The following is a 25901-nucleotide window of genomic DNA, read 5'->3' as shown; positions in this document are numbered from 1 at the left end:
ACACTTGCGGAGAGGCTGGCGGCAAGTCGCAATACCAGTCATAGAACGACATGCACACCCCGCCGATGAGGCTGAGGTAGCGGCTGCCGGCCGCATAAGACACCATGGACATCGCAGGGATGGGCGAGAAGCCGATAATGCGGTCCGGACCGTAAGCCTGAATGGTGTGGGCGTTGGCGGCGGCGATGATTTCGGTGGCGGTATCCCAGTCAGCCCGCACAAAACCGCCCAGACCCCGAGCCTGTTTGTAGCGCGCCGCCTTGGCCGGGTCCGCGGTAATCGCCGCCCAGGCTTCCACCGGCGCCAGCGTCTGCCGCGCTTCGCGCCACAAAGCCATCAATTCAGCGCGAATCATCGGATACTTCACGCGCTGCGCGGAATAGACATACCAGGAATACGAAGCGCCGCGCGGACAGCCGCGCGGTTCGTGATTGGGCAGATCCGGCCGAGTGCGCGGATAGTCGGTCTGCTGCAACTCCCAGGTGATCAAGCCGTTCTTGACAAAAACGCGCCAACTGCACGATCCGGTGCAATTGACCCCATGGGTGGAGCGCACCACCTTATCCTGCTGCCAGCGCTGACGGTAAGCATCCTCCCACTGGCGGTCTTCACGGACCACTTCTCCGTGGCCATCGGCAAAGGTTTCGCTGGTTCGCGACAGGAACTTCAAGCGATCAAGAAAGTGACTCATGGCGTCTCCACAGCGGCATTGGTTTACCGCTATCAGCCTACGCCCCCATGCGCCACTTCCCCATTCACCAAAGGCAGCAATACAGTCCTGATTAAAGGACTAGTCGGCATAGTCCTTTCGTACAGGTAGGCAGCCCCAGCGCGCCGCTGCCGGCAAGGCACGCAAAGCCGCAATGAAATAACCCGCCTTGCGGCGGGTTATCTCGGGACGGCAACAGCGGACTCAACACGGCATCGGAGCATGCTTGCGCGCAAAGAACACCCAGGTCAGCGCGATGCAGCTCACATAGAACAGCATGAAGCAATACAGCGCATACTCCGCCCCTCCGCTCATTTTGACCGACAGACCAAAAATCTGCGGAATGAAATAGCCGCCATAGGCGCCGATCGCGCTGATGAAACCCGCCGCGGCCGCGGACTCGCGCACGCCGTCCTGCCTGGCTTGCTGCATGGCAGCCTCGTCCTTTTCATGGGCCTGCTTCAGGCAAAAGCCGATGAACAGAGAAGGAATCATCTTGTAGGTCGAGCCGTTGCCGATGCCGGAAAACAGAAACAAGGCCATGAAACTGCCGAAGAACAGCGGCCAGTTGCCGGCCCCTCCCGCGACAGGCAAGGCGCTCAACACACCCAAAATGCCCAGCACCATGCAGCAGAACACCAACAGCGTGACCCGCGCGCCGCCGAGACGGTCGGAAATCATGCCGCCAACCGGGCGGATCAATGCGCCCAGCAGCGGGCCGATAAAAGCGATTTTCGTCACCGGCACCAGCGGGAACAGGGTTTTGGTCAACAGGGCAAAGGCGCCCGCGAATCCAATGAAACTGCCAAAGGTGCCGAGATACAGATAACACATCAGCCAATTGTGATGGCGCTTGAAGATGATGGCCTGTTCGCTGAACGTCGATTTGGCGTCTTCCATATCGTTCATGCCGAACCAGGCGGCAAACGTGGCGGCGACGATCAACGGCACCCACATGAATCCCGCATTTTGCAGCCACAAACTCTTCTCAACGCCGTCCTTGAGATAATGCTGAGCCTCGCCGCCGAATCCGCCAAACAACGGCAGCGTGATGGCCAACGGAATCAGCAATTGCGCCAGGGAGACGCCCAGGTTGCCGAAACCCGCATTCAGGCCATTGGCCTTGCCTTTTTCCTTCGCCGGAAAGAAGTGCGCGATATTGGCCATCGAACTGGCAAAATTGCCGCTGCCCAGCCCGCACAGCAAGGCAATGGATAGCATCACCGGGTAGGATGTCGAAGGATCCTGAACGGCGAAACCAAGCCACAGCGCGGGAATCAGCAACAAGCCGGTGGAAATGGCTGTCCAACGGCGGCCGCCAAGCAGACCTGGCAAGAAGGCGTAAAAGATGCGCAAGGTGGCGCCGGACAGCTGAGGCAAGGCCGTCAGCAGAAACAGTTGCTCCTTGCTGAAAGTAAATCCGGCATTCGGCAGGTTGAGGGTCACCATCGACCATAGAACCGAGACAATGAAGCCCAGCATCAGACAAGGGATGGAAATCCACAGATTGCGCAAGGCGATGCTGCGGCCGGTACGTTGCCAGAAAGTGGGGTTTTCCGGCTCCCAGCACTTCAGGACTGAGGCGTCATGAGACATATTGGCTCTCCAGGTTTGCGCCCCTCCGCCCTGAAACGGCTTGAGGGGTTATCACCGGAAAGCTTAGGGATGAGCAGCCATGGCCGCCATTCGCCGCATGGCCGAGTCCCGGCCGGCAGCCGGGCTAGTCCGCTTGGTTAAGATAAATCTCGGCCATCCGCCAGATGGGGGATGGCCGATTCGAGAAATGGGCATGGACAGATACTCAGCCCAAACCATGCTCGACGGCATAAACCGCCGCCTGCACCCGGCTGGACAAACCGAGCTTCTTAAGAATGTTCTGCACATGGATTTTGACCGTGCTTTCCGCCACATCAAGCTTGCGCGCGATCACCTTGTTGCTGTCCCCGCGGGCGAGGCAACCCAGAATTTCACATTCACGCGGCGTCAACTTCGCCTTGTCGCCAGCGCCGCTGCTCGGCTGGCCCGCCGCGCGAAACTGCTGCACCAGCTTGGCCGTCATGCCCTCGGCGATCACCGCTTCGCCGTCATGCGCCCGACGGATCGCGCTGGTCAAGAAATCAGCATCGATGTTCTTCAGCAAATAGCCGCGCGCCCCGGCGCGCAAGGCGGCGCCCAAATCCTCCGCATCCTCTGACACGGTTAGCATCAAGACGGCCAGGTCCGGCGCATCCTGCAAAATCAACTGCAATGCCTCCAGTCCGGAGAGGCCTGGCATGTTCAGGTCAAGCAATACCACGTCAGGCTTCAGCGCATGCGCTTGCTTCACGCCCTCGACGCCATCCGCGGCCTCGCCCACGACATGCATGTCCGGCTGCTTGGACAACAACAGCGTGATGCCGCTGCGAAAAAGCGTATGGTCATCGATCAGCAAAATGCGTATCGGCTCAGTCATGAAACTTCCTTTGAATGCTTGCCGCGCTGCTGAGCCGACAAAACCAGGCTGACGGTCACACCGTCAACGGATTGAATATTCAGCGAGGCGCCAAGACGGTCCGCCCGCTCGTGCATGATGCGCAGACCGACATGGCGCTCGCCCTGATCCGCCATCCTCGCATCGGCAAATCCCGCGCCGTTGTCACGGATGGTCAATTTCAGGTCGGGCCCCTCGACATAGTCAACCCAGACATGATCGGCGCCAAGCGCATGCTTGCGCACGTTGGATAAGGCTTCTTGCAAAATGAACAGCACCTGTATCTGTAAATCGGTTGGCAGCGGCACGCCATGCCCACTGGCGCTGAACGTAACCGGCAAGCCGGTTTGGCGACGGAATTTGCTCACTGTCGCCTCCAGCGCGGCGCGCAAGTCATCCTCCCCCAGCCGGGCGCGGAAGTTTTGCAGCAGATCGCGCACATCTTCATAACTCTCCTGCACCCCGGTATGCAGCAGCGGCACAATGCTCCGCGCCTCATCCACATCCGCTCGCTGCAACGCGGCATCCAGCATTTGCACCTGCAGATTCAGGAACGACAAACCCTGGGCGATGCTGTCATGCAAGCCTTGCGCCAGCAAGTTCCGCTCCTGGGTTACCGCCAGCTCCCGTTCGCTGGCAGACAAGCGCAGATTTTCCAGCGCGTTGCCTAGATGATTGCCCAAACTATCCAGCAATTGCATGTCGCGCGGGCTGAAGTCATGCGGCTCATGGAAATAGAGAGTAAAGAAGCCCGTCTGACGCTGGCGCGTCCGCACCGGGAAAGCCGAAACCTGCGCGAAGCCGAGGCGGGTGCAGGTTGCCGGGAAGCCCTCGGGCACGCCGGCGCGGAAGTCCTGAATCACGGCGTGATTCTGGCGCAACACCTGCCCGCACAGGCAGTCGTCAATCTGCCGGCACTCGGCCGCTTCCGCCAACAGGCTGGGCAACTGGTCAGATGCCAGCAAATGCGCCTGGCTGGCCGATGGATCCGCCACCCGGACACTGCAGGCGGCGGCGCCGAACCAAGCGCGCAGATATTCAACAAAACCCTGGCACAACTCCTGCCCCTCGAAATTTTCATTCAACAAGGCGGTCGTGCCATATAGCAGCGACAGTTCGCGATTCTGCTCGTTAAGCATGGCGGTCTTGTCATTGACCCGCATTTCAAGCGTGTCATACACCTCAGACAACTGGTCCGCCATATCATTGAACCCCGCCGCCAGCGCGCCGAATTCGTCGCGGGTTTCAACCGGCAAGCGCACGCTCAGATCCCGCGCCGCCATCCGTTGCATGCCCTCACCGAGCAACTCCAGAGGACGGAAAATCAGCAAGAACATCAGATAAATCTGCGTCGTGCATCCGACGATGGCCATGATGATCAGTATCACCTGCGAGGCCTGCAGCAACATGGTGCGTCGTTCGTTATAGTGCTCGACCAGGCCGACCAAGCCATCCAATTGATCGACAAAATCGTCCGCATTACGCCGCAGCGCCGCCGCATCCGGCACCGGCGCGCCGGCCTGCACCGCCCGCGCGGGCGGAAGAATATTGTTCGCATAATGGGCGCGAACACGGGCAAACGCTTGATAAACCGCCTCGTCTTGCGGCAGATACAAGGGGCGGGCGGGGTCTCCATGGCGGAGCAGATTCAGCGTGCGGTCAAACACCGCCAGATCATCGGCGATTCGCTGGCGCCGGGCCTGATCAGGCTGGCCGGCATATTCGTACAGCGAAAGCGACAAGCGATAAGTCTGCTTGCGCAAACTGCCGGCGGCATTGATGGCAGCCGCGCCGCCCTCCAGCTGCCAGGACAGGTAAAGGGTTGTGCCTATGGCTCCCAGTCCGATCAGCAGACTCAATAACAAGAAGCCGACAACGCGGGTGCTCAAGCGGATGGGGGCGGACGAGCCTTCAGACATGGGCATGTCGCCTATCCGCCCGTTTGAGACATGAAACGGACCATTTTCGCAGGCGCTTCATTGAAGTGGTGCTTTTCCGGCTTGCGATGGATGGCTTTGACGATCTCCATGCGCAGACAGTCGTCGTCAGCGCCGCCGCGCAGCAACGGGCGCAGCTCCAGCCTGTCTTCCTGGCCCAAGCAAAGATGCAGCACGCCATCCACCGTCAAGCGCACACGGTTGCAAGTGGCGCAAAAGTGCTGGCTGACCGGCGTGATGACCCCCAGCTGGTTGCGGCCATCCGCGGTTTGCCAATAGCTTGCCGGGCCGCCGCCCAGCGTCAGCGCAACCGGCTCCAGCCCAAAATGCGCCGCAAGCGCGGGGAGAATGTCCGCCACCCGCATATAAGCTGCATTGCGGCCGGTTTCTCCCATTGGCATGGCCTCGATCAGGCGAAGAATAAAACCGTGTTCAAAACAGAAAGCCGCCATGCGCTCAACTTCATGATCATTGATGCCACGCATCAACACCATGTTAAGCTTGATTGGGGTCAGCCCGGCAGCCTTGCCCGCCATCACTCCGGCCATGACCGCATCCAGGCTATCCCGCCCCGTCACCTGCTGCAGGCAGTTCTTATCCAGCGAATCCAGGCTGACATTGATTCTGGCCAGTCCTGCTTGTTTCAGCGCAGCCGCATGTTTGAGCAGGCGGCTGCCATTGGTGGACAGCGACAACTCATCCACCCCCGGAAGGCGGGCCAGTTGCCCTACCAGTTCAACCAGGTTGCGACGCAGCAAAGGCTCACCGCCGGTCAAACGGAAACGCCCGACGCCCAAACCTGCAAAAATCCGCACCACCCGGTTGATCTCGGCAAAACTCAACCAATCCTCCGGCTCCGTATAACCTTGAAAGCCTTTGGGCATGCAATAGCTGCAACGCATGTCGCAACGATCGGTCACCGACAAACGCAAATAATCGATTCGGCGACCATAGGCATCCACCAGGGTATGGGATGAAGGGACAGAATTCATGATTTCAGGCTCTCCTGCGGCTAGTGTAAGCACTTTTTGCCCGCGAGACCCTGCTACTTCATGATAAGACCTTCATAGTTCAAATTAACTAGGGACGTTGACGTCTGCCAGCGGCCAGCCCGGCGCGCCAAAGCCTGAGCCGGCTGCAGCGCCCCGCTACTCCGCCACGGCTTCCCGCTCCTGCTGCAAGCGCCACATCTCGGCATAGCGCCCTCCTTTTTCCAGCAGCTCGCGATGGTTGCCCTGCTCTACCACTCGGCCGGCATCCAGCACCAGGATGCGGTCGGCGTTGACGATGGTGGATAGCCGGTGCGCGATGATCAGCGTGGTGCGGTTGGCCGAAATGGCGGCCAGTTCGTTCTGGATGGCTTTTTCCGTGCGCGAATCCAGCGCGCTGGTGGCCTCGTCGAAGATCAGGATGGGCGGGTTTTTCAGGATGGTGCGCGCAATGGCTACGCGCTGCTTCTCGCCGCCCGACAGCTTCAGCCCGCGCTCGCCCACCAGGGTGTCGTAGCCGTCCGGCAGACTGCTGACAAAATCGTGGATATGCGCCGACCGGGCCGCCTCGATGATTTCCTCCCGCGTCGCGCCGGGTTTGCCATAGGCAATGTTGTAGTAGACGCTGTCATTGAACAGCACGGTGTCCTGCGGCACGATGCCGATGTGCGCGCGCAGCGAATCCTGCGTCAGTTGGCGGATGTCATGGCCGTTGATCTTCACCGCGCCGGCCGTGACGTCATAGAAGCGGAACATCAGCCGCGACAGCGTCGATTTGCCGGCGCCGCTGGCGCCGACCACCGCCAGCGTCTGGCCGGCCGGGATGGTGAAGTCCACGTCGTGCAGTATCTGCCGTTTGGACTCATAGGCGAAACCCACGCGCTCGAAGCGCACCGTCGCGCTGCGGGTGTCCAAGGCTTGCGCATCCGGCGCATCGGCCACTTCCAGATTCACGCCCAAGAGCTTGAACATGCGTTCGATATCGGCCAGCGAATGCTTGATCTCCCGGTAGACGAAGCCCAGGAAATTCAACGGCGCATACAGCTGAGTGATGAAGGTCGCCACCAGCACCACATCGCCCACCGTCATTTTGTGCGCCACCACGTCGCGCGCCGCCAGCACCATCACCAGGGTGACGCCGACGGCGATGATGGCGGCCTGGCCGGCGTTCAGCAGCGACAGCGACACCTGATTCTTGATCGCCGACGACTCCCAGGCTTCCAGATTGCGGTCGTAGCGCTTGGACTCGTACTCCTCGTTATTGAAGTACTTCACCGTTTCGTAGTTCAGCAAGGCATCTATCGCCTTGGAATTGGCCTTGGAGTCCAGGTCGTTCATGGTGCGGCGGTAGACGGTGCGCCATTCCGTGACCAGCAGCGTGAAGGCGATGTAGATGGCGATGGTGCCCAGCGTCACCACCGCGAAAGTCCAGGAATAGCGGTGCAGCAGGATGCCGGTAACCATGGCGATTTCCAGCAGCGTAGGCAGAATGTTGAACACCGTGAAGTTCAGTAAAAAGCCGATGCCCTTGGTGCCGCGCTCGATGTCGCGGCTCATGCCGCCGGTGTGGCGCTCCAGATGAAAGCGCAGCGACAGTCTGAATAGATGGCGGAACACATTGCGCGCCACGCTGCGCACCGCGCCCTGGATCACCCGGGCGAAAATGGCGTCGCGGAACTCGCCCAGCACCCCTGACAGCAGCCGCGCCACGCCGTAGCCGGTCAAGGCCAGCACCGGGATGGCCAACAGCGTGGCCGGCACGGACAACTGGTCGACGATGTCCTTCAGGTACAGCGGCACCGTCACCGCCGCCACTTTGGCCAGCACCATGCAAGCCAGCGCCAGCGTCACCCGCCACTTGAAGGCCCATAAATAGGGAAACAGCGTTTTAAGGGTCTGCCAGTCGTTGCGGTCTGTCGGCGCCGGGCCGGTATGGGTAATGCGCATAAAAGCTTGCCTGTGGCTGGGGTCTGGCCCAGAGTGAAAAGGCTACACTCGCAAAGGGGCAGACATCATGTGGATTCTATTGCTGGAAGCACTGGGCGCCGGGGCGCTCGCCTCCTTCATTGTCTGGTGGACCTGGCCGCGCAAGGACGAGGACCCGTCCTGTAAACGCGATTAGTGCAGCACGCGCGGCGCCACCAGCGTCATCTCGGGAATGTCGGCCTCGAAGCGCTGGCCGTCGTCCGCCACCATCTGGTAGCTGCCCTTCATGCTGCCGTAAGGCGTCTTCAGATGGGTGGCGCTGGTGTACTCGAAAGCCTGGCCCGGCTCCAGGTGCGGCTGCTCGCCCACCACGCCCATGCCGCGCACTTCCTGCACCTGCTGGTTGGCGTCGGTGATGATCCAGTGGCGGCTTACCAGCTGGGCGGGCTCGCTGCCGGTATTGACTATGCGGACGCGATAGCCGAAGACATAGATGTCGTTGGCCATATTGGACTGTTCGGCGATGTATTGGGGCTCCGCCTCCACTTCAACTTGATAGACTTTCTCGGCCATTTCGGCTCCTCCGGATCAATATGTCCTTCATTTTATCCGGCCAAAGCGCTTTTGGCGCGGTAGAATGCCCGGCATTCCTTGTTTTTCGTTCCAGAGCCTCGCCATGCGCACTTTCCGTATCGCCCCCAGCATTCTGTCCGCCGATTTTGCCCGTCTGGGCCAGGAAGTCAGCGATGTCATCGCCGCCGGCGCCGACATCATCCACTTCGACGTGATGGACAACCACTACGTCCCCAATCTGACCATGGGCCCGATGTTCTGCGAGGCCATCCGCCCGCACAGCAGCGCTCCCATCGACGTGCACCTGATGGTGAAACCGGTGGATGCGCTGGCTGCCGCCTTCGCCAAGGCCGGCGCCGACATCATCACCTTCCACCCGGAAGGCTCGGAACACATCGACCGCACGCTGGGCCTGATCAAGGATGCCGGCTGCAAGGCCGGCCTGGTGTTCAACCCGGCCACGCCGCTTTCCTATCTGGACCACGTGATGGACAAGCTGGACATGATTCTGATCATGTCGGTCAACCCGGGTTTTGGCGGACAATCGTTCATTCCGCACGCGCTGGAGAAGATCAAACTGGCGCGCCAGCGCATCGACGCCTACACCGCCAAGCATGGCGGCGAGATCTGGCTGGAAGTGGACGGCGGCGTCAAGGTGGACAACATCGCCCAGGTGGCGGCAGCCGGCGCCGACACCTTCGTGGCCGGCTCCGCCATCTACGGCCAACCTGACTACCAGGCCGTCATCGCCGCCATGCGCGCCGAGCTGGCCCGTGTAGAAGCATAAACACGCGGCGGCTTTATTTCCGACACTTCAGGGGAATCTATTTATGCATGCATTCATCGTCACCGGCGCCTCGCGCGGCCTGGGGTTCGCCATCTGCGAGGCGCTGCTGAACGACGGCTACTTCGTGGTCGGCATCGCCCGCAATGCCGGCCCGGCGCTGGAAGGTCTGGCCGCCCGCCATCCGGAGCGCCTGCTGGCGGTCAACGCCGATCTGTCCGATGCCGCGCAAGTCAACGCTGCGGTGCATACCGCGCTGCAGCAGCTGCCGTTGCCGGAATGCGCGACGATCACGCTGATCAACAACGCCGGCGTGGTGACCCCTATCGCCCAGGCCGGCCACTATCCGACCGATCAGCTGGTGCAAGCGATTGCCATCAACGTCACCGCGCCGATGCTGGCCACCAATGCGCTGCTGTCGGCGACGGACCATCTGCCGGCGCGCCGCCGCATCATGAATATCTCGTCCGGCGCCGCCGCCAAGGCATACCCGGGCTGGAGCGTGTACTGCGCCACCAAGGCCGGGCTGGACCATTTCAGCCGCTGCGTGGCGCTGGAACAGCAGGACAAGGCGAATCCGGCGCAAATCGTCGCGCTGTATCCGGGCGTGGTGGACACCGACATGCAGGGCAATATCCGCGGCAGCGATGAAGCCCAATTCCCGCAGAAGGGCCGTTTCGACGCTTACAAGGCCGAAGGCGCGCTGGCCTCGCCGGCCGCCGCCGCCCGCCAAATCGTCGACTATCTGGTCTCCCCGGCCTTCGGCCAGCTGCAAGTCGTCGATATCCGCGAGCTGTAAGTGCCTTATCCATCACCACTCCGCCGTGGCCGCCAGGCCGCGGCCAACGAAGCAAGAACATGAATCTCAAGCATATCCAAGCCGTCGCCTTTGATCTGGACGGCACCCTGGTCGACTCCATCCCTGATCTGGCCAATGCCGCCAACGCCATGCGCGAACACCTGGGCCTGCCGCCGCTCGCCGCCGAGCGCATTCAGAGCCATGTCGGCGACGGCATCGCCAGCCTGGTGCACCGCGCCATCACCGACGAGCGCCACGCCGAGGCGGACGGCCCGGCATGGGAGCGCGGCTACCGCTACTTCATCCAGCACTACCGCGAGCACCTGACCGACCACACCACCGTCTACCCCGGCGTGCGCGACGGCCTCGCCCTGTTGCGCGCGCGCCAGTTGCCGCTGGTGCTGATCACCAATAAATCGGAACGACTGGCCGTGCCGCTGGTGGAAGAACTGGGCCTGCGCGACCACTTCAGCCTGATCCTGGGCGGCGACACGCTGCCGGAGAAAAAACCGTCCGCCCTGCCGCTGCTGCACGCCTGCCAGGTGCTGGGCATCCCGCCGCAGGACCTGGCCATGGTGGGCGACTCCGCCAACGACGTGGCGGCCGCGCGCGCGGCAGGCAGCACCGCCATCGCTGTCCGCTACGGTTATGCCGACGCCTCCACGCTGGGCGCGGACCTGGCGGTGGACAGTGTTGCCGAGCTGTACGATTTGATGAAGAATGACTGATCCGCTTCAACGCTAAAAGGAATGCACGCATCCATGGCTTTTCTTCCCTGCCCCGCCAGCTGGCGATGGCGTCGCCCGCACTACGCTTCGCACGCCCGCGCCCCAACTGACACTCTCAAGGAAGAATCCCATGCACGCGCAAGACTTTGATCGCCTGGCCGCCGCCGGCTACAACCGCATCCCCGTGGTCCAGGAACTGCTGGCCGACTTGGACAGCCCGCTGTCCATCTATCTGAAGCTGGCCAACCGCCCCTACAGCTACCTGATGGAGTCGGTGGTGGGCGGCGAGCGCCACGGCCGCTACTCCATCGTCGGCCTGCCGGCCGACACCCGCTTGCGCGTCAATGGCCGCCGGGTGCAGGTAGAGTGCGGCGACAAGGTGATCGAGCGCCACGATGGCGACCCGCTGGCCTTCATCGAACAATTCCAGAACCGTTTCCGCATCCCGGAGCTGCCCGGCCTGCCGCGCTACTCCGGCGGCTTGGTTGGTTATTTCGGGTACGACACCATACGCTACGTGGAGAAACGGCTGGCGGACACCCAGAAGCCGGACCCGGTAGGCACGCCGGACATCCTGCTGATGCTGTCCGAGGAAATCGCCGTGGTGGACAATCTGTCCGGCAAGCTCTACCTGGTGGTGTACGCCGACCCGGAAGTCCCCAACGCTTTGCAAAAAGCGCAAGCGCGGCTGGCTCAGCTGCGCGCCATGCTGCGCGAGCCGCTGGCCATTCCGCTGTCGCTGCCTCTGGACGGAAACGTCGAAGCGGTGTCCGAATACGGCGAAGACGCCTTCAAGGAGGCCGTCACCGCCTGTCAGCGCTACATCCACGACGGCGACATCATGCAAGTGGTGCTGGCCCAGCGCATGCAGCAGCGGTTCGGCGGCTCGCCCATCGCGCTGTATCGGGCGTTGCGCAATCTGAACCCGTCGCCGTATATGTTCTTCTACCACTTTGACGATTTCCACGTGGTGGGCGCGTCGCCGGAAATCCTGGTACGCCGCGACGGCGAAACCGTGACGGTGCGCCCCATCGCCGGCACCCGCCCGCGCGGCCAGACTCGCGAGCAGGACGAAGCACTGGCCGCCGAGCTGCTGGCGGACCCGAAGGAAATCGCCGAACACGTGATGCTGATGGACCTGGGCCGCAACGACATCGGCCGCGTGGCGGACATCGGCACGGTGAAGATCACCGACAATATGGCCATCGAGCGCTACTCCCACGTCATGCACATCGTGTCCAATGTGGAAGGCACGGTGGATAGACAGATCAGCAATATCGACGTGATCAAGGCCACCTTCCCGGCCGGCACGCTGTCCGGCGCGCCCAAGGTGCGGGCGATGCAGATCATCGACGAGTTCGAGCCGACCAAGCGCGGCATCTATGGCGGCGCCGTGGGCTACCTGGGCTTCAACGGCGATATGGACCTGGCCATCGCCATCCGCACCGCGGTGCTGAAGAACGGCATGCTATACGTCCAGTCCGGCGCAGGCATCGTCGCCGACTCGGTGCCGCAATCGGAATGGCAGGAAACGCAGAACAAGGCGCGCGCCGTGCTGCGCGCCGCGCAAATGGTGCGCGACGGGCTGGACGCCTGACGCCTTGCCAAACAGGCAAAACGCCGCCGACCATTACGGTTGGCGGCGTTTTGCGTTTTCGCCTGTTTCGAATCCACCGCCCCTAGCGCGCTTCCAATCCTCGCTGCACTCGCCAGGACAGCGGCAGGGTCAGCAGCAGGATAGCCGCCAAGGCCAGCAACGCCGAAGGCACACCCGTCATGTCGCCCAGGCGGCCAAACAGCACCGGCGACAGCGCCCCGCCGCCTATGGTGCCGGTGTAGAACAAGGCGAAGGCGTGCTCGCGCCGGCCGGCGCCGGCCAGTTCCGCCACCGTGCCATACAACACCGACGAAGTGCCATTCAGCGCCAGGCCCAGCAACGGCAACATCGCCATCACGCCCGCCAGCGGCAAGGCCAGAGCGGCTATGATCAGCAGCGAGGTCATGGACTCGGTCAGCCACACGGTTTTCATCATGCCGATGCGCGCGCCCAGATAGCCGCAAAACAGTTTGCCGAACGCCCCGCCGACGAACAGCAACGACAAGGCGAGGCCAATGCCGGCGCTGCCGGCGCCTTTGCTTTTCAGCACAAAGGGCAAGAAAGTCAGGAAGCCCATGCGCACCGCGCTATCAATGGCGCCGGTGGCCAGCAGCGCGCGCAACCCGCCGGCCGATCCCGGGCCAGCAGCCTTGCCCGGTTTTTCCTTGCCGGCGGCGACGCCCGGCGTGGCCGGCACCAAGCACCATAGCGCGACCGCCGCGGCCAAGCCCAACAGGCCGGCCAGCGTCACGCTCAGACGCCAGCTCGCCACTGTCAGCAGCAGCCCAACCAGCGCCGGGATCAGCGTCTTGCCGATATCGCCGGCGAAGTTGTACTGCGCCAGCGCTTGCCTGACGCCGCCTCCGGCCTCATGGCTGTCGGCCACCAGCGACGACGCCAACGGATGCTGCGCGCTGGCGCCTAGTCCGCCCAGCATCAACGCGGGCAACAACATCGCCAGGCCACCGGCCTGCCCGGCAAGCAGATAAGCGACACCGGCCAAGGCCGTGCCGCCGACCAGCAGCCGCTTGCGTCCCCAACGCCGCGCCAGCCGGCTTGCCAAGAGCTGGAACCCTGCCATCATGCCGGAATAGCTGCCACGCAGCAGTCCCACCATGGCGTAGCTGATGGCGAACTGCGCCTGCCAGATCGGCAGCAGCACATAGATCAGGTCGGTCAGACCATCGTGGACGGCATGCGCGCCGCAGGCGGCCCACAAGGAGCGGCGGGGCGAACCCTCTTTGGAAGCAGGCACCGCCTCCGGCAAGGTAAGGCTTTTTGCTTCGGACATGACAGCTTTGCATTGGGACAGGTGTGGGCAAATACTAAACAAATGTCATGAAGCTGTCACGATTTGCCTCTCCCACGCTGTCGGCACGCCCGCGCCACTTACCTATGCAAAAGCCGCCTGCCACATTTCAGACGCAAGGCCCGACACCACCAGCTCCTGCTCATCGTTCGAGGCGTTGTGAAATCGGTAGATGGAGCCTCCCGGCGCAGCGATCGCTTCTTTGGGCAACTGGCAGCGATTGCCCATGCAAACGATTTCCCCCGATGCCGCCTCTGCGGCGGCAAGCGGCGGCATGCCCTGCTGAGAAACAGCCGCGCCAGACCCGCCGTCTTGGCGGGAGTCGGAGCCGCCACCCCCTCCTCCGCCGCAAGCCGTCAATGCCAGGGTGAGCGCCGTTATCAGGAAGGGTGCTGTCTTCTTATTCATACAAATTTACTTTTGCAACAATTATTAACAAAGTCTAATACTAGAAGCAAAAGCACAATTTGTGGGGAAAACTGTCCGAATCCCGCCACCCAACTTCTTGAGTTGTTACTTTAATGCAACAAAATATCATTTAGCATTTATTCATGAGCATATCTCATTCATCACCCGCCTCTACTGCCCATGTCCATCCTCGCGCGCTACGTGCCAAGCGGAGGATGCGCTTCCCAGCCATACTTTTGATCCGTTGCCTATAGTGAAGCCATGTTATAGGGCACCATGGAGTCACTCGGAATTCGCCATGCAGGACTTCGACCGTTTTCTGCTGACCGTCGTCTATGACCTTGCCAACCTGATCTTCGTGGTGGATCAAGGCGACGGCACCATCGTCTACGCCAATCAATACATGCGGGACACACTGGGGGCAGACTGCGTGGGCCGCCGCTTCGCCGAGCAATTCTCCGGCGCCGGCGGGGCGCACCATTTCATCAGCTACAACCAGCAGCACGGCGCCGAAGCTGCGCCGCCGCCTCTGCAATCCGAGTACTACGACGATGAATCCGAAAACTGGTATCACGTCCAGCAGCGCCAGATCGCCTGGATAGACGGGTCGCCCAAGATCGTGTTCGTGCTCAGCGAAATCAACGCGTTGAAGCGGCTGCAGAAAGATCTGACCGAGGCTCATGCCACGCTGGCCTTCAAAAATCGCGAACTGGAAATCTCGGCCCGCACGGACCGGCTCACCAGCCTGTACAACCGCTACCAGCTGGATCAGGTGATCACCAGCGAATTCCAGCGCTTTCGCCGCTATGGCAAGCCGTTTTCGGTACTGCTGGCCGACTGCGACCAGTTCAAGCAGGTCAACGACACCTATGGCCATCCGGCCGGCGACGCGGTGCTGATCGATCTCGCCCGCCTGCTGCAGTCCAATATCCGCGCTACCGACACGCTGGGCCGCTGGGGCGGCGAGGAGTTCCTGGCCATCCTGCCGGAAACCGGGCTGGACAATGCCTCGCAATTGGCGGAGAAACTGCGCGCGACCATTTCCGCCTACGTCTTCCCCGCGGTAGGCCACAAGACGGCCAGTTTCGGCATCGCGCAGATCCGGCCGGACGAAAACATCAAGGACCTGGTGGCGCGCGCGGACAAGGCGCTGTATCTGGCGAAGGCCAATGGGCGAAATCGCGTCGAGGCCCTGGCCTAGCCAGGCCCTATCTTTGGAAAACGAGGCATGCGCAAGAAAAGCTTCCTGATCGTCGACGACTCCCCCGCCGTGGTCAAACGACTGAGCCTGATTCTGGAATCCCTCGGCCATCAGGTGGTCGGCTCCGCCGCCAACGGGCTGGAAGCGATAGACAAAGCCAGATCGCTGCGGCCGGATGCCATCACCATGGACATCCAGATGCCGGAAATGGGCGGGCTGGAAGCCACCCGCCATATCCTGCTGGAGCAACCAGACAAACCGGTCATCATCATTACCGCCCATGGCCAGGAAAGCACGGTGGTGGATGCCATCGCCGCCGGCGCCAAGTACTTCATCTGCAAGCCTATCGAGAAGGACAAGGTGGAGGATGTGCTGAACAAGGTATTCCGGGACGATTGAGCACGACGCCGCGCCCCTTAGAGGATGGCCCCATGAAACCGCCTGTTGACTTGCTTACCCCCGCTCTGCGTCGCGCCTCTGCGCTGCTGGCCGCTTGCCTGCTGGCCCTGCCCGCGCAGGCGCGCCCCCTGGCGGACATCCTCAAAACCCATCAGCTCAGAGTCTGCATTGCGCCGCTTCACCCCGCGGTGGCGCAGGCCACGCCCAAGGATTGCCGCGAACAGTGCGTTTTTTCCGGCCCTGTCTATGAAGAGGCGCTGGCTTTCACGCACTACCTGGGCAAGGACATGCGGATCAAGGCGTTGCGCGTGGGATGGGATGAACAGTTCTTTGACAAGACCGGCAAGACCGAGCTGGAAGCCAGCTATACCCCGCAACTGATGGCCTCGGGCGCTTGCGACCTCTATCCCAACCACCTCACCAAGACAGCCTGGCGGCTGAAAAAGCTCGATTTCGTCACCATGTTTCCCAGCCGCATGATGGTGGTCGCCAATGCCAGCCTGCGCGAACGGCTGCATGGCAGCGCGCAACTGGCTGGCCTGCGCGCCGCCACAACCAAGGACACGTCCTACCACACCTGGCTGCAGGAGCAGAACCGAAGCACATTCTCAGCCAACCCGATCAAAATAGAATTGATGACCTCCGAAGAAGCGCTGCAGGCGGTCAATGCTGGCAAGGTCGATTTCATATTGATGGATGCCGATGTGGCGATCTGGCATACCCATCATCAGTTGCAGAATACCTACGTGGCGTTTCCGGTGGGCCCCAAGGACGAGATAGGCTGGGCCTTCCGCAAAGACGACAAGGACTTGCAAACCGCAGCGGCCAAATTCTTCGACGAACAGCGCCAGCGCCCCGATTCGGAGCTGAATCGGATATGGCTGCGTTACCACGGCCACTCGCTGACCGACTTCATCGCGCTGGTGGCGGCGGTGCACTGAGCGCGGGCGAGACGAGAATACCGCCATGGCACGCCTCCCCTTCCTGAGCCGGTTGTCGCCAGCATCGGCATGCTTGGCCATGCTGTGCTTGTCGGCGCCCGCGCCAGCTCGCTCGCTGGCGGAAATTGTCAGGACGCATGAGCTGCGCGCCTGCATCGTGGCCTTCCACCCCGCAGCCGCCACCGCCGCACCGCCGGCCTGCCGCGAAAACTGCCATTTCTCCGGGCCGGTATACGATGAAGTGCAAACCTTCTCCCGTTATCTGGGCAAAGCCATCCGGCTGAGAACGCTGCGTGTGGAATGGGATGAGCAGTTCTTCAACCAGCATGATCAAACCGACCGGGAAGCCAGCTACACCCCCAAGCTGCTGGCCGATGGCAGCTGCGACGTCTTCCCCAACCGATTGACCAAGAATGCATGGCGCCTGAAGAAAATGGACTTTGTCACCTTGTTCTCCAGCCGGCTGATGGTGGTGGCGCACGCTTCGCAGCAAGGCAAGCTGCTGTCCGCGGATCAATTGGCCGGCAGGCGCGCCGCAGTCCTGAAGAACAGCACTTATTACACCTGGCTGCTGGAGCAGAACGTATCGCGTTACCGCGCCAATCCGGTGCGCCTGCAATTGATGAGCGTGGAGGACAGCCTGCGCGCGGTAGACGATGGCCAAGTGGATTTCACGCTGCTGGATTCCGATATCGCCATCTGGAGCACCCGCCATCAGTTCAAACACGCCTATGTGGCGTTCCCGGTGGGCGGCAAGGACGAGATAGGCTGGGGCATGCGCAAGGAGGACAAGGATCTGCAGGCAGCCGTGGCGGATTTTTTCGCGCAACAGCGAAAATCCGAACACTCCGACCTGAATCGGATATGGACTCGCTACTATGGCCTGAGCCTGAACAAACTGATCATCCTGGTGAATTCTACCGAATAAACCATGCCCTTCCTGATCCATGCGCTACGCGCCCGGCTACGCCACTCCATCCGCGCCAGACTGATCGCGATGACCTGCCTCATCGTGGTAGGGGTGGTTTGGGCGCTGACGCTGGTCATCGCCATGGCCGCGGCCAGCATGCTGCGCCAAGCGTCGGAACGCCAACTGGCGCAAGGCTTGGAACAGAGCGCCGCCTTGATGTCCAACTTCCTCGCCGTGCGCGAATCGAATCTGAACCTGTGGGCCGCCAATCCGCTGTCCGAAGCCATGTTCAACGATCCCGCCCTCGCGGCGGTGTTTGCGCCCAGTCTGCGCAACTATTTCGCGGGTGCGCGGGCACACGAGCCTTGGATCGCGCACATCCTGCTGCTGCGAAACAATCAGCTGGTCTATGACGACAGCGGCACTCTCCAGTCCACGCCCGGCGCCCGCGCCGTCGCAAGCTGGCTGCGCGGCCTGCCGGATGGCGGGGTCTCCGTCCTGAACCTGAAGCGGCTGGATGGCGGATCGGACCGCTACGCCCTGGTGCTCAAGCGCCCGCTGCTCAAGGAAGGCACAGCCTTGCAGGGCGCATTCATCGCGCTGGTGCTGGACCTGGACCAAGTGCAGCGGGCATTGTTCGAAAGAATGCATATCGGCGGCCATGGCTTCGTCGCCATCGCCGCCTCGCTGCCGGATGGCGGCATCGCGGTCCCCTCCCGCATCGATGGCAATGCGGAATCGCTTGCCGATTTCCATGCCGTCACGTCACAGCTGCGGCGCGCCGCCGATCTGCCCGAGCAATTCGGCTCGCTGGTCATCCGCCACCACCCGCTACAAGCCGGGCCGCTGACCCTGATCGGCGTCGCCTCCAGCAATGACATTCGGGAACCCATCGCCCAGCTGATTCTGTATTCCGGCCTGTTTGGCCTGCTTGCTCTAGCCATCGGCACGCTAGGCGCCATACTCTATTCGGAGCGGCTAACCAAACCGATACTCGATCTGGCCCGCGCCGCGCTGGCGCTGAAACAAGGCAATCTGACCGACCCGATTGCCTGCGCCAGCGAGGACGAGATCGGCCAATTGGCGCTGAGTCTGGAATCCAGTCGCCAAGCGCTGGCCGGCCAGGTAGAGGCGTTGGAGTCTCGCGTGCGGCAACGCACGAGCGATTTGTTGCAAAAGAGCGAAGAAGTCGCCCGATTGCTGGACAACTCCGGGCAGGGCTTCCTGTCCTTCGACGCAGATCTGCGCATCCACCCGGGCTACAGCCGCGAATGCACCCGCATCTTCGGCCGCGAAATCCAGGGTTTGCCGCTGCCCGAGCTGCTGGCGCCTGACGACGCCGGGCAGCGCGAATTCGTCGCCAAGACCTTGCGCCTGGCCCTAGACAGCGCTGACAACGACTTGCGCCGCGACGCCTATCTCAATCTATTGCCTGCGGAATATCAGTTGGGCGAGCAATTTCTCCGAGCGGAATACCGTTTGCTGAGCGGCGATCAGATGATGCTGATCCTCACTGACGTCAGCGCCCAGAAAAAGCTGCAAGCCCGCCTGGCCAGCGAGCAATTGCGGCTGGCCTTCATCGTCAACGCGCTGGAAAATCGCGATGACCTGCTGGAAATGCTGCGCGACTACGATGACTTCCGACGCTGCGCGCTGCCCAATCTGCTGAACTTCCAACCCGATGCCAAGGCCTTGCTCGCCGAGCTGTTTCGCCGCGTCCATACCTTCAAAGGCCTGTTCGCTCAAGCCTGCCTGCCCACTCTGCCGCGCGCCCTGCATGAGCTGGAGTCCCGCCTGAATCCGTTGCGGGAGCGGGAGGCGGACGTCAACGACATCAAACTCGCCCTAGGCCAGACCGACCTGGGCGCGGCGCTGGAGGCGGACTTGGCCGTGCTGCGCGAAAAACTCGGCCCCGATTATCTTGATGCAGAGCGTCTGATCCAGGTGCCCGCTCCGGTTCTGGATGGCCTGGAAGCCGAGGTGCGCCAGACCTGCGGGCCAGACTCCCGCCTGGCCGCGCTGGTCCGGCAATTGCGCTTCGTGCCTATCAGCCGGATGATCGCGCCGCATTTCAAGGCGGCAGAGCAACTCGCCTTGCGGCAAGGCAAGCCATTGGCCCCGCTGACGTGCGAGGGCGACGATCCCCTGGTGGACCCGCTGCGCTACGGCGCATTCTGCAAAACGCTGATCCATGTGTTCCGCAATGCGGTTGACCACGGCATAGAAGACGCCGATGCCCGCCTGCTGGCCGATAAAAGCGAACTTGCCGCCATACACTGCCATATCTCGGCATCGGCCGAGACGCTGACGATCGCCATTACGGATGACGGGCAAGGCATGGACCCGGCCGCGGTGCGCGCCGCCGCCATCGACAAGGGCCTGATCAGCATCGCCGACGCTAGCGATATGAACGATCAGGAAGCGCTGAGGCTGGTGCTTGCGGATGGATTGTCCACCGCCTCCGCTGCCAACGCCGTATCCGGCCGCGGCGTGGGCCTGTCCGCCGCTCACCAGGAGCTGCTGCGCCTGGGCGGCGAACTACGCATTGAATCCTCCATAGGCCAAGGCACCCGCATGAGCTTCATCCTGCCCTATGAAGCTGCGCTGCAGCCGCGGCATCCCCCGCGGTCGGCTGGCGCCGGCGGCGAGCTGCTGCAACCGCTTGCGCAGCTTACCGCGGATTTTTGCCGCGGCCATTTGGGAATGGCCGTGGCGCTGGATGGCGGCAGTCGTCAACTGGCTGCCGCGGACCTGCTGGAATTCACCGCCATGGTGCCATTGCGCAGCGGCGTCGACATCGCCATGGGCATTTCAGTTGACCGTCCGCTGCTGCTGGAAATGACGCGGCGCTTTGAGCCGGACTGCGCGGATGAGGAGATCGCCGGACTCGCCGATAGCGTGGGCGCGGAAATCGCCAATACCATCGTCGGCAAGATCACGCCGTATCTGACCCACCTGTCCCGCCATGTGGACATGGGCACCCCGGAAGTCGTGGATGGCGAAACGCGCGGCCGCTTCAATCAAGTGGGTTGCCAAGGCGTTTCCGGCCATGGCGCGGCCGGGCGTTTCATCGTGTTCTGTCTGCCGCTGGCGGCGGCTGATGTTTGCTGAGCGGTCGCGCCAGCGCGGATCTCGCAACGAAGCGAGGCACACCGCACTGGCATGGCACGCACTGCCAGTGCGAAGCAACGAAGAATTGCCGTTAAAGGCGCGTGACAAATCCGCCTGAAGCCCTGCCGGATCACCGCTTCTGGCAGCACCATATTGACAAGTGAGATTTTTCCTTTATAATTGGAAAATTGTGTGCCTATCTAAACAAGACAAGCTTCACAAATCCGTCCGCTGACATTCTCTGTAATGGAGTTGATCATCGGACCAAGTACCCGCCTTGTTCCTGCCTGTGAATTTCGTTTGAAATTCTATCAAAACAATAATGGCGCTGAGATTTTGAATAGCCTCACCGCCACATCTTGTCTTTCACGCAGCAGCTGGCTCAGCACTTGCTGCAACCCAATGTCGCTCTCGTCTGCCGTTATAAAAACAAGATGCCGCAGCGGCAATACATCGATTATCCAAAGATGGATTGAAGCAGCAAGGGACCATTACTCGATCCCATATGGAATCCGATTCCATAAGCCATAGCCATGGCATTTCTCACCATGCTTTTCGCGAGGATCATTATCAAGGGCCATCAATATGGCCCGCAGGAAATATAAAATGAAAATCCAAGAACTAAAACAGGGCGACAAAATCACCCAACACCTGGACAATGCCACCGTCCTTTTTGAAGTACTGTCCATCAAGCAAATTGGCCGCCGCTTTCTGGTGACTTTCCGCTCGGCCTATGGCATCGCCACAGCAAGCTATCAAGGCGAGTCCTTCATCACCGCGATATAAGAAAAATAATCTTCAAGATAGCAACGGCAATACAGAAACGGTTTTGCCGCTGCACATATTGCCGATCACCCGCCTGACGCGCCAGCCAGAAATGCCAATTGGATTTGGCTTGGCATTTTCAAAAATGGAAATGCTCAAGTCAATTCAATCATTACATGCCATCAGCGGCAATGACACCATCCGCCATGGCCAGCAACGGTGAATGCCTACCCGCCGCCGCGCAAGCATCGAATTCCTCACGCCCGCTCGATATGCAGCCTCAATGGCTGATCAGGCCGTTGCGACACATGGAACACCGGCTTAGGCGGCAACGCGCCATCGGGTATGGACAGTCGGTAACGACGCAATAGCTGCGCCGCCACCAGCGTCATCTCTGCCAAAGCCAGATGCTGGCCAAGACACACGCGCGGCCCGCCGCCAAAGGGGAGGTAAGCCCCCAGCGGCGGCTTGGCCGCATCCGGATCGAATCGCTCCGGGCGATAGGCCAGCGGCTCCGGAAACCAGCGTGCGTCATGCTGCATCAATTGCATGGGCACCATAAAGACCGTTCTGGCCGGGAAAGTCCACGCCCCCAGCGTTACCGGCTTGACTGCGCGCCGGCTCATCAGCAACGGCACCGCCGGATGCAAGCGCATGGACTCCAGAAGCGTCTGGCTCACGTATTGCAGAGCGGACATCTCCACCGCGTCGCCTTCCGCGCCAGGCCAGGCCGCCTGCGCCTCGGCGCGTGCCCGGTCCTGAATCTCCGGGTGGGCAGCCATGTTCCATGACCACCAGACCAGGGAGGCGGCAACGGTTTCATGCCCAGCCAGAAAAGCCGTCTTGCACTCGTCCCGCACCGCTTGCAAAGGCCAGTCTTGCGGATGCTCTCGATGCAGGCGCAGCAGCCGGCCCAGCAAATCATCCGGCCAGGCATCCTGCGGCATAGCCAGCCGGGCCTGCAAGTGCCGTTCGATCAATCCATTCAGCAGCAGGCGCGCGCGTCGTCTTTTATGCTGCCACGGCACCCAATCCGGCAAGCTGGCCGGCCGCCATAATTCGGCGGTGGAAGCCACCATCAAGGTATGCACCGCCTCCTCCGCCTGCTGGGCCTCATCGCCCATGCCGCTGGAGAACATCATGCGGAGAATCACCTCCATCGTCAGCGAAGTCAGTTCGCTCTCGATGGGCCAGGCCTTGTCGCCCGCCGGCCATTGCTCGAAAGCGAGGCGCGCCGCCTCGACGATCGACGGAGAAAAAGCCTGAACGGATTTGCGCGTGAAATCCGGTTGCAGAGCCTGCCGCTTATCGCGCCAGGCCTGGCCTTCCGCAATCAGCACGCTATGGCCATGCACGCGCCGGTACACGCTCAAGGCGCGCTCCCAGCGCTGCAGCGCATCGGCCTGATTGACCAGCAGCTCCCGCGCCAATTGCGGATCGGCCACAATGATTTGATGCTCGGGCCAGGTCCGCACATGCACCAAGTCGCCAAACTCGCGCTGCCACCCCGCGAGCGTGCCCATCAAATCGCGCGACATCTGCCCAAGCACCCCCCAGCCGGTCAAGCCAGACTTCGGTCCGGGCGGCCAGCGGCCAATCGGATGCTGAGTAGGAACAGGCGGCTGACCGCCAGCATGAAAGGGGCAGGAAGAATGAGATGACGTTTTCATGGGTAAAATCATATCACTCCTGTTGCAGACCGTGCGCAGTGAAAACGACAAACGACCACCCACCCCGACAACAAAATGCATTTAAAATAAAGCCGCTTGCACCCGGCAAATCCCCTTGGCCCGCCTGACGGGCAGAAACACCATGGAAATGGTCCTCACGGCTAACGCGACGCGTCAAAAAAAATGCCGCTCACTTGCTTCAGTGAACGGCATTGCCTCTCTCGAGGCTATTTCGAGGCTATTTGTCTGACGCGGCTACCGATTATCAGTTGACCGGGCAGCTGTTGTTGGCGCGGTAGTCCACCACCTTGATCTTGCCGGCGACGATGTCCTGGCGTGCGGCAACGATCTTCTTTTCCATTTCCGGCGTGATCAGCGCGCGGTTGTACTTGTCCAAAGCCCAATCCACGCCGTTTTCCTTCAGGCCCATCAGCTTGACGCTGGGCTTCCAGGTGCCGTTCTTGGCGTCGCGCATGGTTTCATACACGGCGTTGTCGACGCGTTTGACCATGGAGGTCAGCACCGTGCCCGGTTGCATGTAGTTCTGATTGCTGTCCACGCCGATGTAGAACTTGCCGGCGCCCTTGGCGGCCTGGATCACGCCCACATTGGACAGCGCGGCGGCGGCGAAAATCACGTCGGCGCCGCGATCAAACTGGCTCTTGGCCAGTTCGTTGCCGCGGGACGGATCGTTGAAAGCAGTATGGGTGGTGCCCAGCATGTTCTGCAGGACGACGGCCTTCGGATTCACATAGCGGGCGCCCTGCGCGTAACCGCAGCCAAAGGCGCGGATCAGCGGCACATCCATGCCGCCCAGGTAGCCTACCTTGCCGGTTTTGGACTTCAGCGCGGCGGCCATGCCGACCAGGAAGGAGCCTTCCTGCTCCTTGAAGGCGATGCTCTGCACATTGGGACCCTTGGCCACGGCATCCACCAGTGTGAACTTGGTGTTGGGGAATTCCTTGGCCACGGTCTCGATGGACTGGGTGTAAGCGAAGCCGACGGCCACTACCAGATCGGCGCCTTTGCGCGCCATATTGCGCAGCACTTGGTCCTTCTGCGCGTCGTTGGTGGGCTGACCTTCGCGGTAATCAATCTTGAACTCTTTCTTGAAGCGTTCCGCGCCGGTGTAGGCGGCTTCGTTGAAGCTCTTGTCGAACTTGCCGGCCTGGTCGTAGACCACGGCAACGGAGAAGTCCTTGGCCAGCGCCGGGCCGGCCACCAGAGCTGCGGCTACGGCGCAAGCTGCGGTCTTGATCGCAAATGTCATTTTCATCAACTTTTCTAGTAGTAGTTTTGAGATGGACTGCCGGCCGACCGGGTCGAACCGGCGCTTCAACGAGGCACGCGTCGCGCCGTTAAGCTCCCTGGAGCGCGGCGAACGGGACAGATGGCATATGCAAAGCGCCGCCCGCGGGCGGCGCATACAACTCGCCAATTGAAGCGGCGAGATTCTACCCAGCACCACCCCTCGTGTAAACAAATATAGATAAGATTGTCTGAAAATCTAAAAACAAGCGCTCACATCGGCAGCTCCGCGCTGCGGCACAATGCCGCGTCCTGCCTGCCTTTTTCCAAGGCCAGCTCGATCAGGGCGCTGATCAGATCGCGGTAAGACAAGCCGGCGGCCTGCCATAGCTTAGGGTACATGCTGATATTGGTGAAGCCGGGCAAGGTGTTCAACTCGTTGATCACCACCTCGCCATCCGGCGTCAGGAACACATCGACGCGTGCCATGCCGCTGCACTCCAGCGCCTGGAAGGCCTCAACGGCAATGCGGCGGATACGCTGGCAGGCTTGATCCGGGATATCGGCCGGCACCACCACTCGGGCGCCGTCTTCGTTCAGATACTTGGTGTCGTAGGCATAGAACTCATCGTTCAGCGCGATCTCGCCGCAGCCGCTGGCCTGCGGATGGGCATTGCCCAATACCGCGCACTCAATCTCGCGGCCCGTCACGGCCTGCTCCACCAGCACCTTGTGATCAAAGCGCAGCGCGTGCGCCAGCGCCGCATGAAACTCGTCCTCGTTGCGCACCTTGCTCACGCCGACGGACGAGCCCTGATTGGCAGGCTTGACGAACAGCGGCAGCCCCAGTTGAGCGACGATGGCGGCGAAATCCGCCTGGGCCGCGCGGGTTCGCGTCAGCGTGACGAACGGCGCCACCTTGAGGCCTGCATCCCGCAGCAGCCGCTTGGCCACGTCCTTGTCCATGCAGATGGCCGAACCGAGCACATCCGCGCCGACGAAGGGGATATTGGCCATGGTCAACAAGCCTTGCAGCGAACCGTCTTCGCCCAAGGTGCCGTGAACAATGGGAAACGCCACGTCGATCTGCGCCAGCGGATGCGCGTCGGCGGCAGCCACCAGTTGCTGCTCGCTCTGTCCCGGCACCAGGGCCACGCCATCACCGGACTGGCGCAGCGCGATCCGCGCCGGGTCGTCAGCATTCAGCAGGAAATTGGCCGGCTGGCTGACATGCCATTGCCCGTGTTTGTCGATGCCGATCAGCGATGCTTCAAACTTGTCTTTATCCAGCGCATCCAGAATGTTTCTGGCCGACTGCAGCGACACCTCATGCTCGGACGACTGCCCGCCGAAAATCAAACCCACCCGTATCTTGCTCATGCGCCATCGCCTGTTCGCTCAAAAGCACTCATCTTAGCGAACTTCCG

General features: G+C 61.6%; 23 protein-coding genes. 11 read left to right on the top strand and 12 right to left on the bottom strand.

The window, feature by feature from the left end:
- From C2134_RS13195 to apaG, 7 genes are all read right to left on the bottom strand, one after another.
- On the bottom strand, window positions 1-691 hold a 691-nt coding region (locus tag C2134_RS13195), incomplete at its 3' end, for a molybdopterin-dependent oxidoreductase (protein ID WP_158248770.1).
- Between the two features lie 222 nt (window positions 692-913).
- Window positions 914-2305 carry a NarK family nitrate/nitrite MFS transporter gene (locus tag C2134_RS13190; RefSeq protein ID WP_103320629.1) on the bottom strand — a complete coding sequence of 464 codons (1392 nt, stop codon included), beginning with the start codon at window positions 2303-2305 and terminating at the stop codon, window positions 914-916.
- A gap of 205 nt (window positions 2306-2510) precedes the next feature.
- Window positions 2511-3161 (bottom strand): response regulator, encoded by a 651-nt coding sequence (locus C2134_RS13185; protein WP_103320628.1) that lies wholly within the window; start codon window positions 3159-3161, stop codon window positions 2511-2513.
- A complete protein-coding gene (locus C2134_RS13180; protein WP_103320627.1) occupies window positions 3158-5104 on the bottom strand; it encodes a type IV pili methyl-accepting chemotaxis transducer N-terminal domain-containing protein in 1947 nt (648 codons plus the stop codon). Before C2134_RS13180 ends, C2134_RS13185 begins: the two co-directional genes overlap by 4 nt.
- Window positions 5105-5109: 5 nt before the next feature.
- Complete coding sequence (gene moaA / locus C2134_RS13175; protein ID WP_103320626.1) at window positions 5110-6108, bottom strand: GTP 3',8-cyclase MoaA; 999 nt, start codon at window positions 6106-6108, stop codon at window positions 5110-5112.
- Between the two features lie 156 nt (window positions 6109-6264).
- On the bottom strand, window positions 6265-8052 hold the full coding sequence (locus C2134_RS13170; RefSeq protein ID WP_103320625.1) for an ABCB family ABC transporter ATP-binding protein/permease: 1788 nt from the start codon (window positions 8050-8052) through the stop codon (window positions 6265-6267).
- A 171-nt stretch (window positions 8053-8223) separates the two neighbouring features.
- Window positions 8224-8604 (bottom strand): Co2+/Mg2+ efflux facilitator ApaG/CorD, encoded by a 381-nt coding sequence (gene apaG, locus C2134_RS13165; protein ID WP_071108910.1) that lies wholly within the window; start codon window positions 8602-8604, stop codon window positions 8224-8226.
- 103 nt (window positions 8605-8707) lie between these two features.
- On the opposite strand from apaG, the gene rpe reads away from it, so the two are divergent.
- From rpe to trpE, 4 genes are all read left to right on the top strand, one after another.
- Window positions 8708-9391, top strand: a complete 684-nt coding sequence (rpe, locus tag C2134_RS13160; protein WP_103320650.1) for a ribulose-phosphate 3-epimerase — start codon at window positions 8708-8710, stop codon at window positions 9389-9391.
- A 43-nt stretch (window positions 9392-9434) separates the two neighbouring features.
- Window positions 9435-10187: an SDR family oxidoreductase gene (locus C2134_RS13155; protein WP_103320624.1), complete on the top strand. Its 753-nt coding sequence runs from the start codon at window positions 9435-9437 to the stop codon at window positions 10185-10187.
- Window positions 10188-10246: 59 nt separating this feature from the next.
- Window positions 10247-10915 (top strand): phosphoglycolate phosphatase, encoded by a 669-nt coding sequence (locus C2134_RS13150; RefSeq protein ID WP_103320623.1) that lies wholly within the window; start codon window positions 10247-10249, stop codon window positions 10913-10915.
- A gap of 130 nt (window positions 10916-11045) precedes the next feature.
- Window positions 11046-12512, top strand: coding sequence for an anthranilate synthase component I (gene trpE, locus C2134_RS13145; RefSeq protein WP_103320622.1), 1467 nt, complete (start codon window positions 11046-11048; stop codon window positions 12510-12512).
- An 82-nt stretch (window positions 12513-12594) separates the two neighbouring features.
- On the opposite strand, the gene C2134_RS13140 is transcribed toward trpE, so the two are convergent.
- Window positions 12595-13803 (bottom strand): MFS transporter, encoded by a 1209-nt coding sequence (locus C2134_RS13140; RefSeq protein ID WP_103320621.1) that lies wholly within the window; start codon window positions 13801-13803, stop codon window positions 12595-12597.
- Window positions 13804-13905: 102 nt separating this feature from the next.
- Complete coding sequence (locus tag C2134_RS13135; protein ID WP_103320620.1) at window positions 13906-14229, bottom strand: hypothetical protein; 324 nt, start codon at window positions 14227-14229, stop codon at window positions 13906-13908.
- A gap of 298 nt (window positions 14230-14527) precedes the next feature.
- On the opposite strand from C2134_RS13135, the gene C2134_RS13130 reads away from it, so the two are divergent.
- From C2134_RS13130 to C2134_RS21570, 7 genes are all read left to right on the top strand, one after another.
- Window positions 14528-15430 carry a diguanylate cyclase gene (locus C2134_RS13130; RefSeq protein ID WP_103320619.1) on the top strand — a complete coding sequence of 301 codons (903 nt, stop codon included), beginning with the start codon at window positions 14528-14530 and terminating at the stop codon, window positions 15428-15430.
- A gap of 27 nt (window positions 15431-15457) precedes the next feature.
- Complete coding sequence (locus C2134_RS13125; RefSeq protein ID WP_103320618.1) at window positions 15458-15829, top strand: response regulator; 372 nt, start codon at window positions 15458-15460, stop codon at window positions 15827-15829.
- Between the two features lie 32 nt (window positions 15830-15861).
- On the top strand, window positions 15862-16770 hold the full coding sequence (locus C2134_RS13120) for a type 2 periplasmic-binding domain-containing protein (protein ID WP_103320617.1): 909 nt from the start codon (window positions 15862-15864) through the stop codon (window positions 16768-16770).
- 25 nt (window positions 16771-16795) lie between these two features.
- The gene (locus tag C2134_RS13115) at window positions 16796-17698 is read left to right on the top strand and encodes a type 2 periplasmic-binding domain-containing protein (protein ID WP_103320616.1); all 903 of its coding nucleotides are present in this window, start codon (window positions 16796-16798) and stop codon (window positions 17696-17698) included.
- 3 nt (window positions 17699-17701) lie between these two features.
- Window positions 17702-20791, top strand: coding sequence for an ATP-binding protein (locus C2134_RS13110; protein ID WP_103320615.1), 3090 nt, complete (start codon window positions 17702-17704; stop codon window positions 20789-20791).
- Between the two features lie 606 nt (window positions 20792-21397).
- Window positions 21398-21577 (top strand): hypothetical protein, encoded by a 180-nt coding sequence (locus C2134_RS13105; protein WP_103320614.1) that lies wholly within the window; start codon window positions 21398-21400, stop codon window positions 21575-21577.
- Entirely contained in the window at window positions 21525-21779 is a 255-nt protein-coding gene (locus tag C2134_RS21570; RefSeq protein ID WP_158248769.1) for a hypothetical protein, read from the top strand. Before C2134_RS13105 ends, C2134_RS21570 begins: the two co-directional genes overlap by 53 nt.
- 34 nt (window positions 21780-21813) lie before the next feature.
- Here the strand turns inward: C2134_RS21570 and C2134_RS13100 are convergent, their stop codons facing one another.
- From C2134_RS13100 to ddlA, 3 genes are all read right to left on the bottom strand, one after another.
- Window positions 21814-23226, bottom strand: coding sequence for a cytochrome P450 (locus C2134_RS13100; protein ID WP_103320613.1), 1413 nt, complete (start codon window positions 23224-23226; stop codon window positions 21814-21816).
- Window positions 23227-23491: 265 nt separating this feature from the next.
- Window positions 23492-24502, bottom strand: a complete 1011-nt coding sequence (locus tag C2134_RS13095) for a BMP family lipoprotein (protein ID WP_083340818.1) — start codon at window positions 24500-24502, stop codon at window positions 23492-23494.
- A 245-nt stretch (window positions 24503-24747) separates the two neighbouring features.
- On the bottom strand, window positions 24748-25854 hold the full coding sequence (gene ddlA, locus C2134_RS13090; RefSeq protein ID WP_103320612.1) for a D-alanine--D-alanine ligase: 1107 nt from the start codon (window positions 25852-25854) through the stop codon (window positions 24748-24750).
- Window positions 25855-25901: the final 47 nt, after the last annotated feature.

Origin of the sequence: Chromobacterium sinusclupearum (assembly GCF_002902845.1) — a bacterium.
Lineage (GTDB): Bacteria > Pseudomonadota > Gammaproteobacteria > Burkholderiales > Chromobacteriaceae > Chromobacterium > Chromobacterium sinusclupearum.
Note: the sequence above shows the minus strand (reverse complement) of the source record. Positions and strands in the feature narration are given on the sequence as shown.

What these genes read in the sequence shown, in the direction of transcription:
- C2134_RS13190 (WP_103320629.1), bottom strand. Translation starts at nt 2,305, where the DNA reads ATGTCTCATGACGCCTCAGTCCTGAAGTGCTGGGAGCCGGAAAACCCC.
- C2134_RS13185 (WP_103320628.1), bottom strand. Translation starts at nt 3,161, where the DNA reads ATGACTGAGCCGATACGCATTTTGCTGATCGATGACCATACGCTTTTT.
- C2134_RS13180 (WP_103320627.1), bottom strand. Translation starts at nt 5,104, where the DNA reads ATGCCCATGTCTGAAGGCTCGTCCGCCCCCATCCGCTTGAGCACCCGC.
- moaA (WP_103320626.1), bottom strand. Translation starts at nt 6,108, where the DNA reads ATGAATTCTGTCCCTTCATCCCATACCCTGGTGGATGCCTATGGTCGC.
- C2134_RS13170 (WP_103320625.1), bottom strand. Translation starts at nt 8,052, where the DNA reads ATGCGCATTACCCATACCGGCCCGGCGCCGACAGACCGCAACGACTGG.
- apaG (WP_071108910.1), bottom strand. Translation starts at nt 8,604, where the DNA reads ATGGCCGAGAAAGTCTATCAAGTTGAAGTGGAGGCGGAGCCCCAATAC.
- rpe (WP_103320650.1), top strand. Translation starts at nt 8,708, where the DNA reads ATGCGCACTTTCCGTATCGCCCCCAGCATTCTGTCCGCCGATTTTGCC.
- C2134_RS13155 (WP_103320624.1), top strand. Translation starts at nt 9,435, where the DNA reads ATGCATGCATTCATCGTCACCGGCGCCTCGCGCGGCCTGGGGTTCGCC.
- C2134_RS13150 (WP_103320623.1), top strand. Translation starts at nt 10,247, where the DNA reads ATGAATCTCAAGCATATCCAAGCCGTCGCCTTTGATCTGGACGGCACC.
- trpE (WP_103320622.1), top strand. Translation starts at nt 11,046, where the DNA reads ATGCACGCGCAAGACTTTGATCGCCTGGCCGCCGCCGGCTACAACCGC.
- C2134_RS13140 (WP_103320621.1), bottom strand. Translation starts at nt 13,803, where the DNA reads ATGTCCGAAGCAAAAAGCCTTACCTTGCCGGAGGCGGTGCCTGCTTCC.
- C2134_RS13135 (WP_103320620.1), bottom strand. Translation starts at nt 14,229, where the DNA reads ATGAATAAGAAGACAGCACCCTTCCTGATAACGGCGCTCACCCTGGCA.
- C2134_RS13130 (WP_103320619.1), top strand. Translation starts at nt 14,528, where the DNA reads ATGCAGGACTTCGACCGTTTTCTGCTGACCGTCGTCTATGACCTTGCC.
- C2134_RS13125 (WP_103320618.1), top strand. Translation starts at nt 15,458, where the DNA reads ATGCGCAAGAAAAGCTTCCTGATCGTCGACGACTCCCCCGCCGTGGTC.
- C2134_RS13120 (WP_103320617.1), top strand. Translation starts at nt 15,862, where the DNA reads ATGAAACCGCCTGTTGACTTGCTTACCCCCGCTCTGCGTCGCGCCTCT.
- C2134_RS13115 (WP_103320616.1), top strand. Translation starts at nt 16,796, where the DNA reads ATGGCACGCCTCCCCTTCCTGAGCCGGTTGTCGCCAGCATCGGCATGC.
- C2134_RS13110 (WP_103320615.1), top strand. Translation starts at nt 17,702, where the DNA reads ATGCCCTTCCTGATCCATGCGCTACGCGCCCGGCTACGCCACTCCATC.
- C2134_RS13105 (WP_103320614.1), top strand. Translation starts at nt 21,398, where the DNA reads ATGAAAATCCAAGAACTAAAACAGGGCGACAAAATCACCCAACACCTG.
- C2134_RS21570 (WP_158248769.1), top strand. Translation starts at nt 21,525, where the DNA reads ATGGCATCGCCACAGCAAGCTATCAAGGCGAGTCCTTCATCACCGCGA.
- C2134_RS13100 (WP_103320613.1), bottom strand. Translation starts at nt 23,226, where the DNA reads ATGAAAACGTCATCTCATTCTTCCTGCCCCTTTCATGCTGGCGGTCAG.
- C2134_RS13095 (WP_083340818.1), bottom strand. Translation starts at nt 24,502, where the DNA reads ATGAAAATGACATTTGCGATCAAGACCGCAGCTTGCGCCGTAGCCGCA.
- ddlA (WP_103320612.1), bottom strand. Translation starts at nt 25,854, where the DNA reads ATGAGCAAGATACGGGTGGGTTTGATTTTCGGCGGGCAGTCGTCCGAG.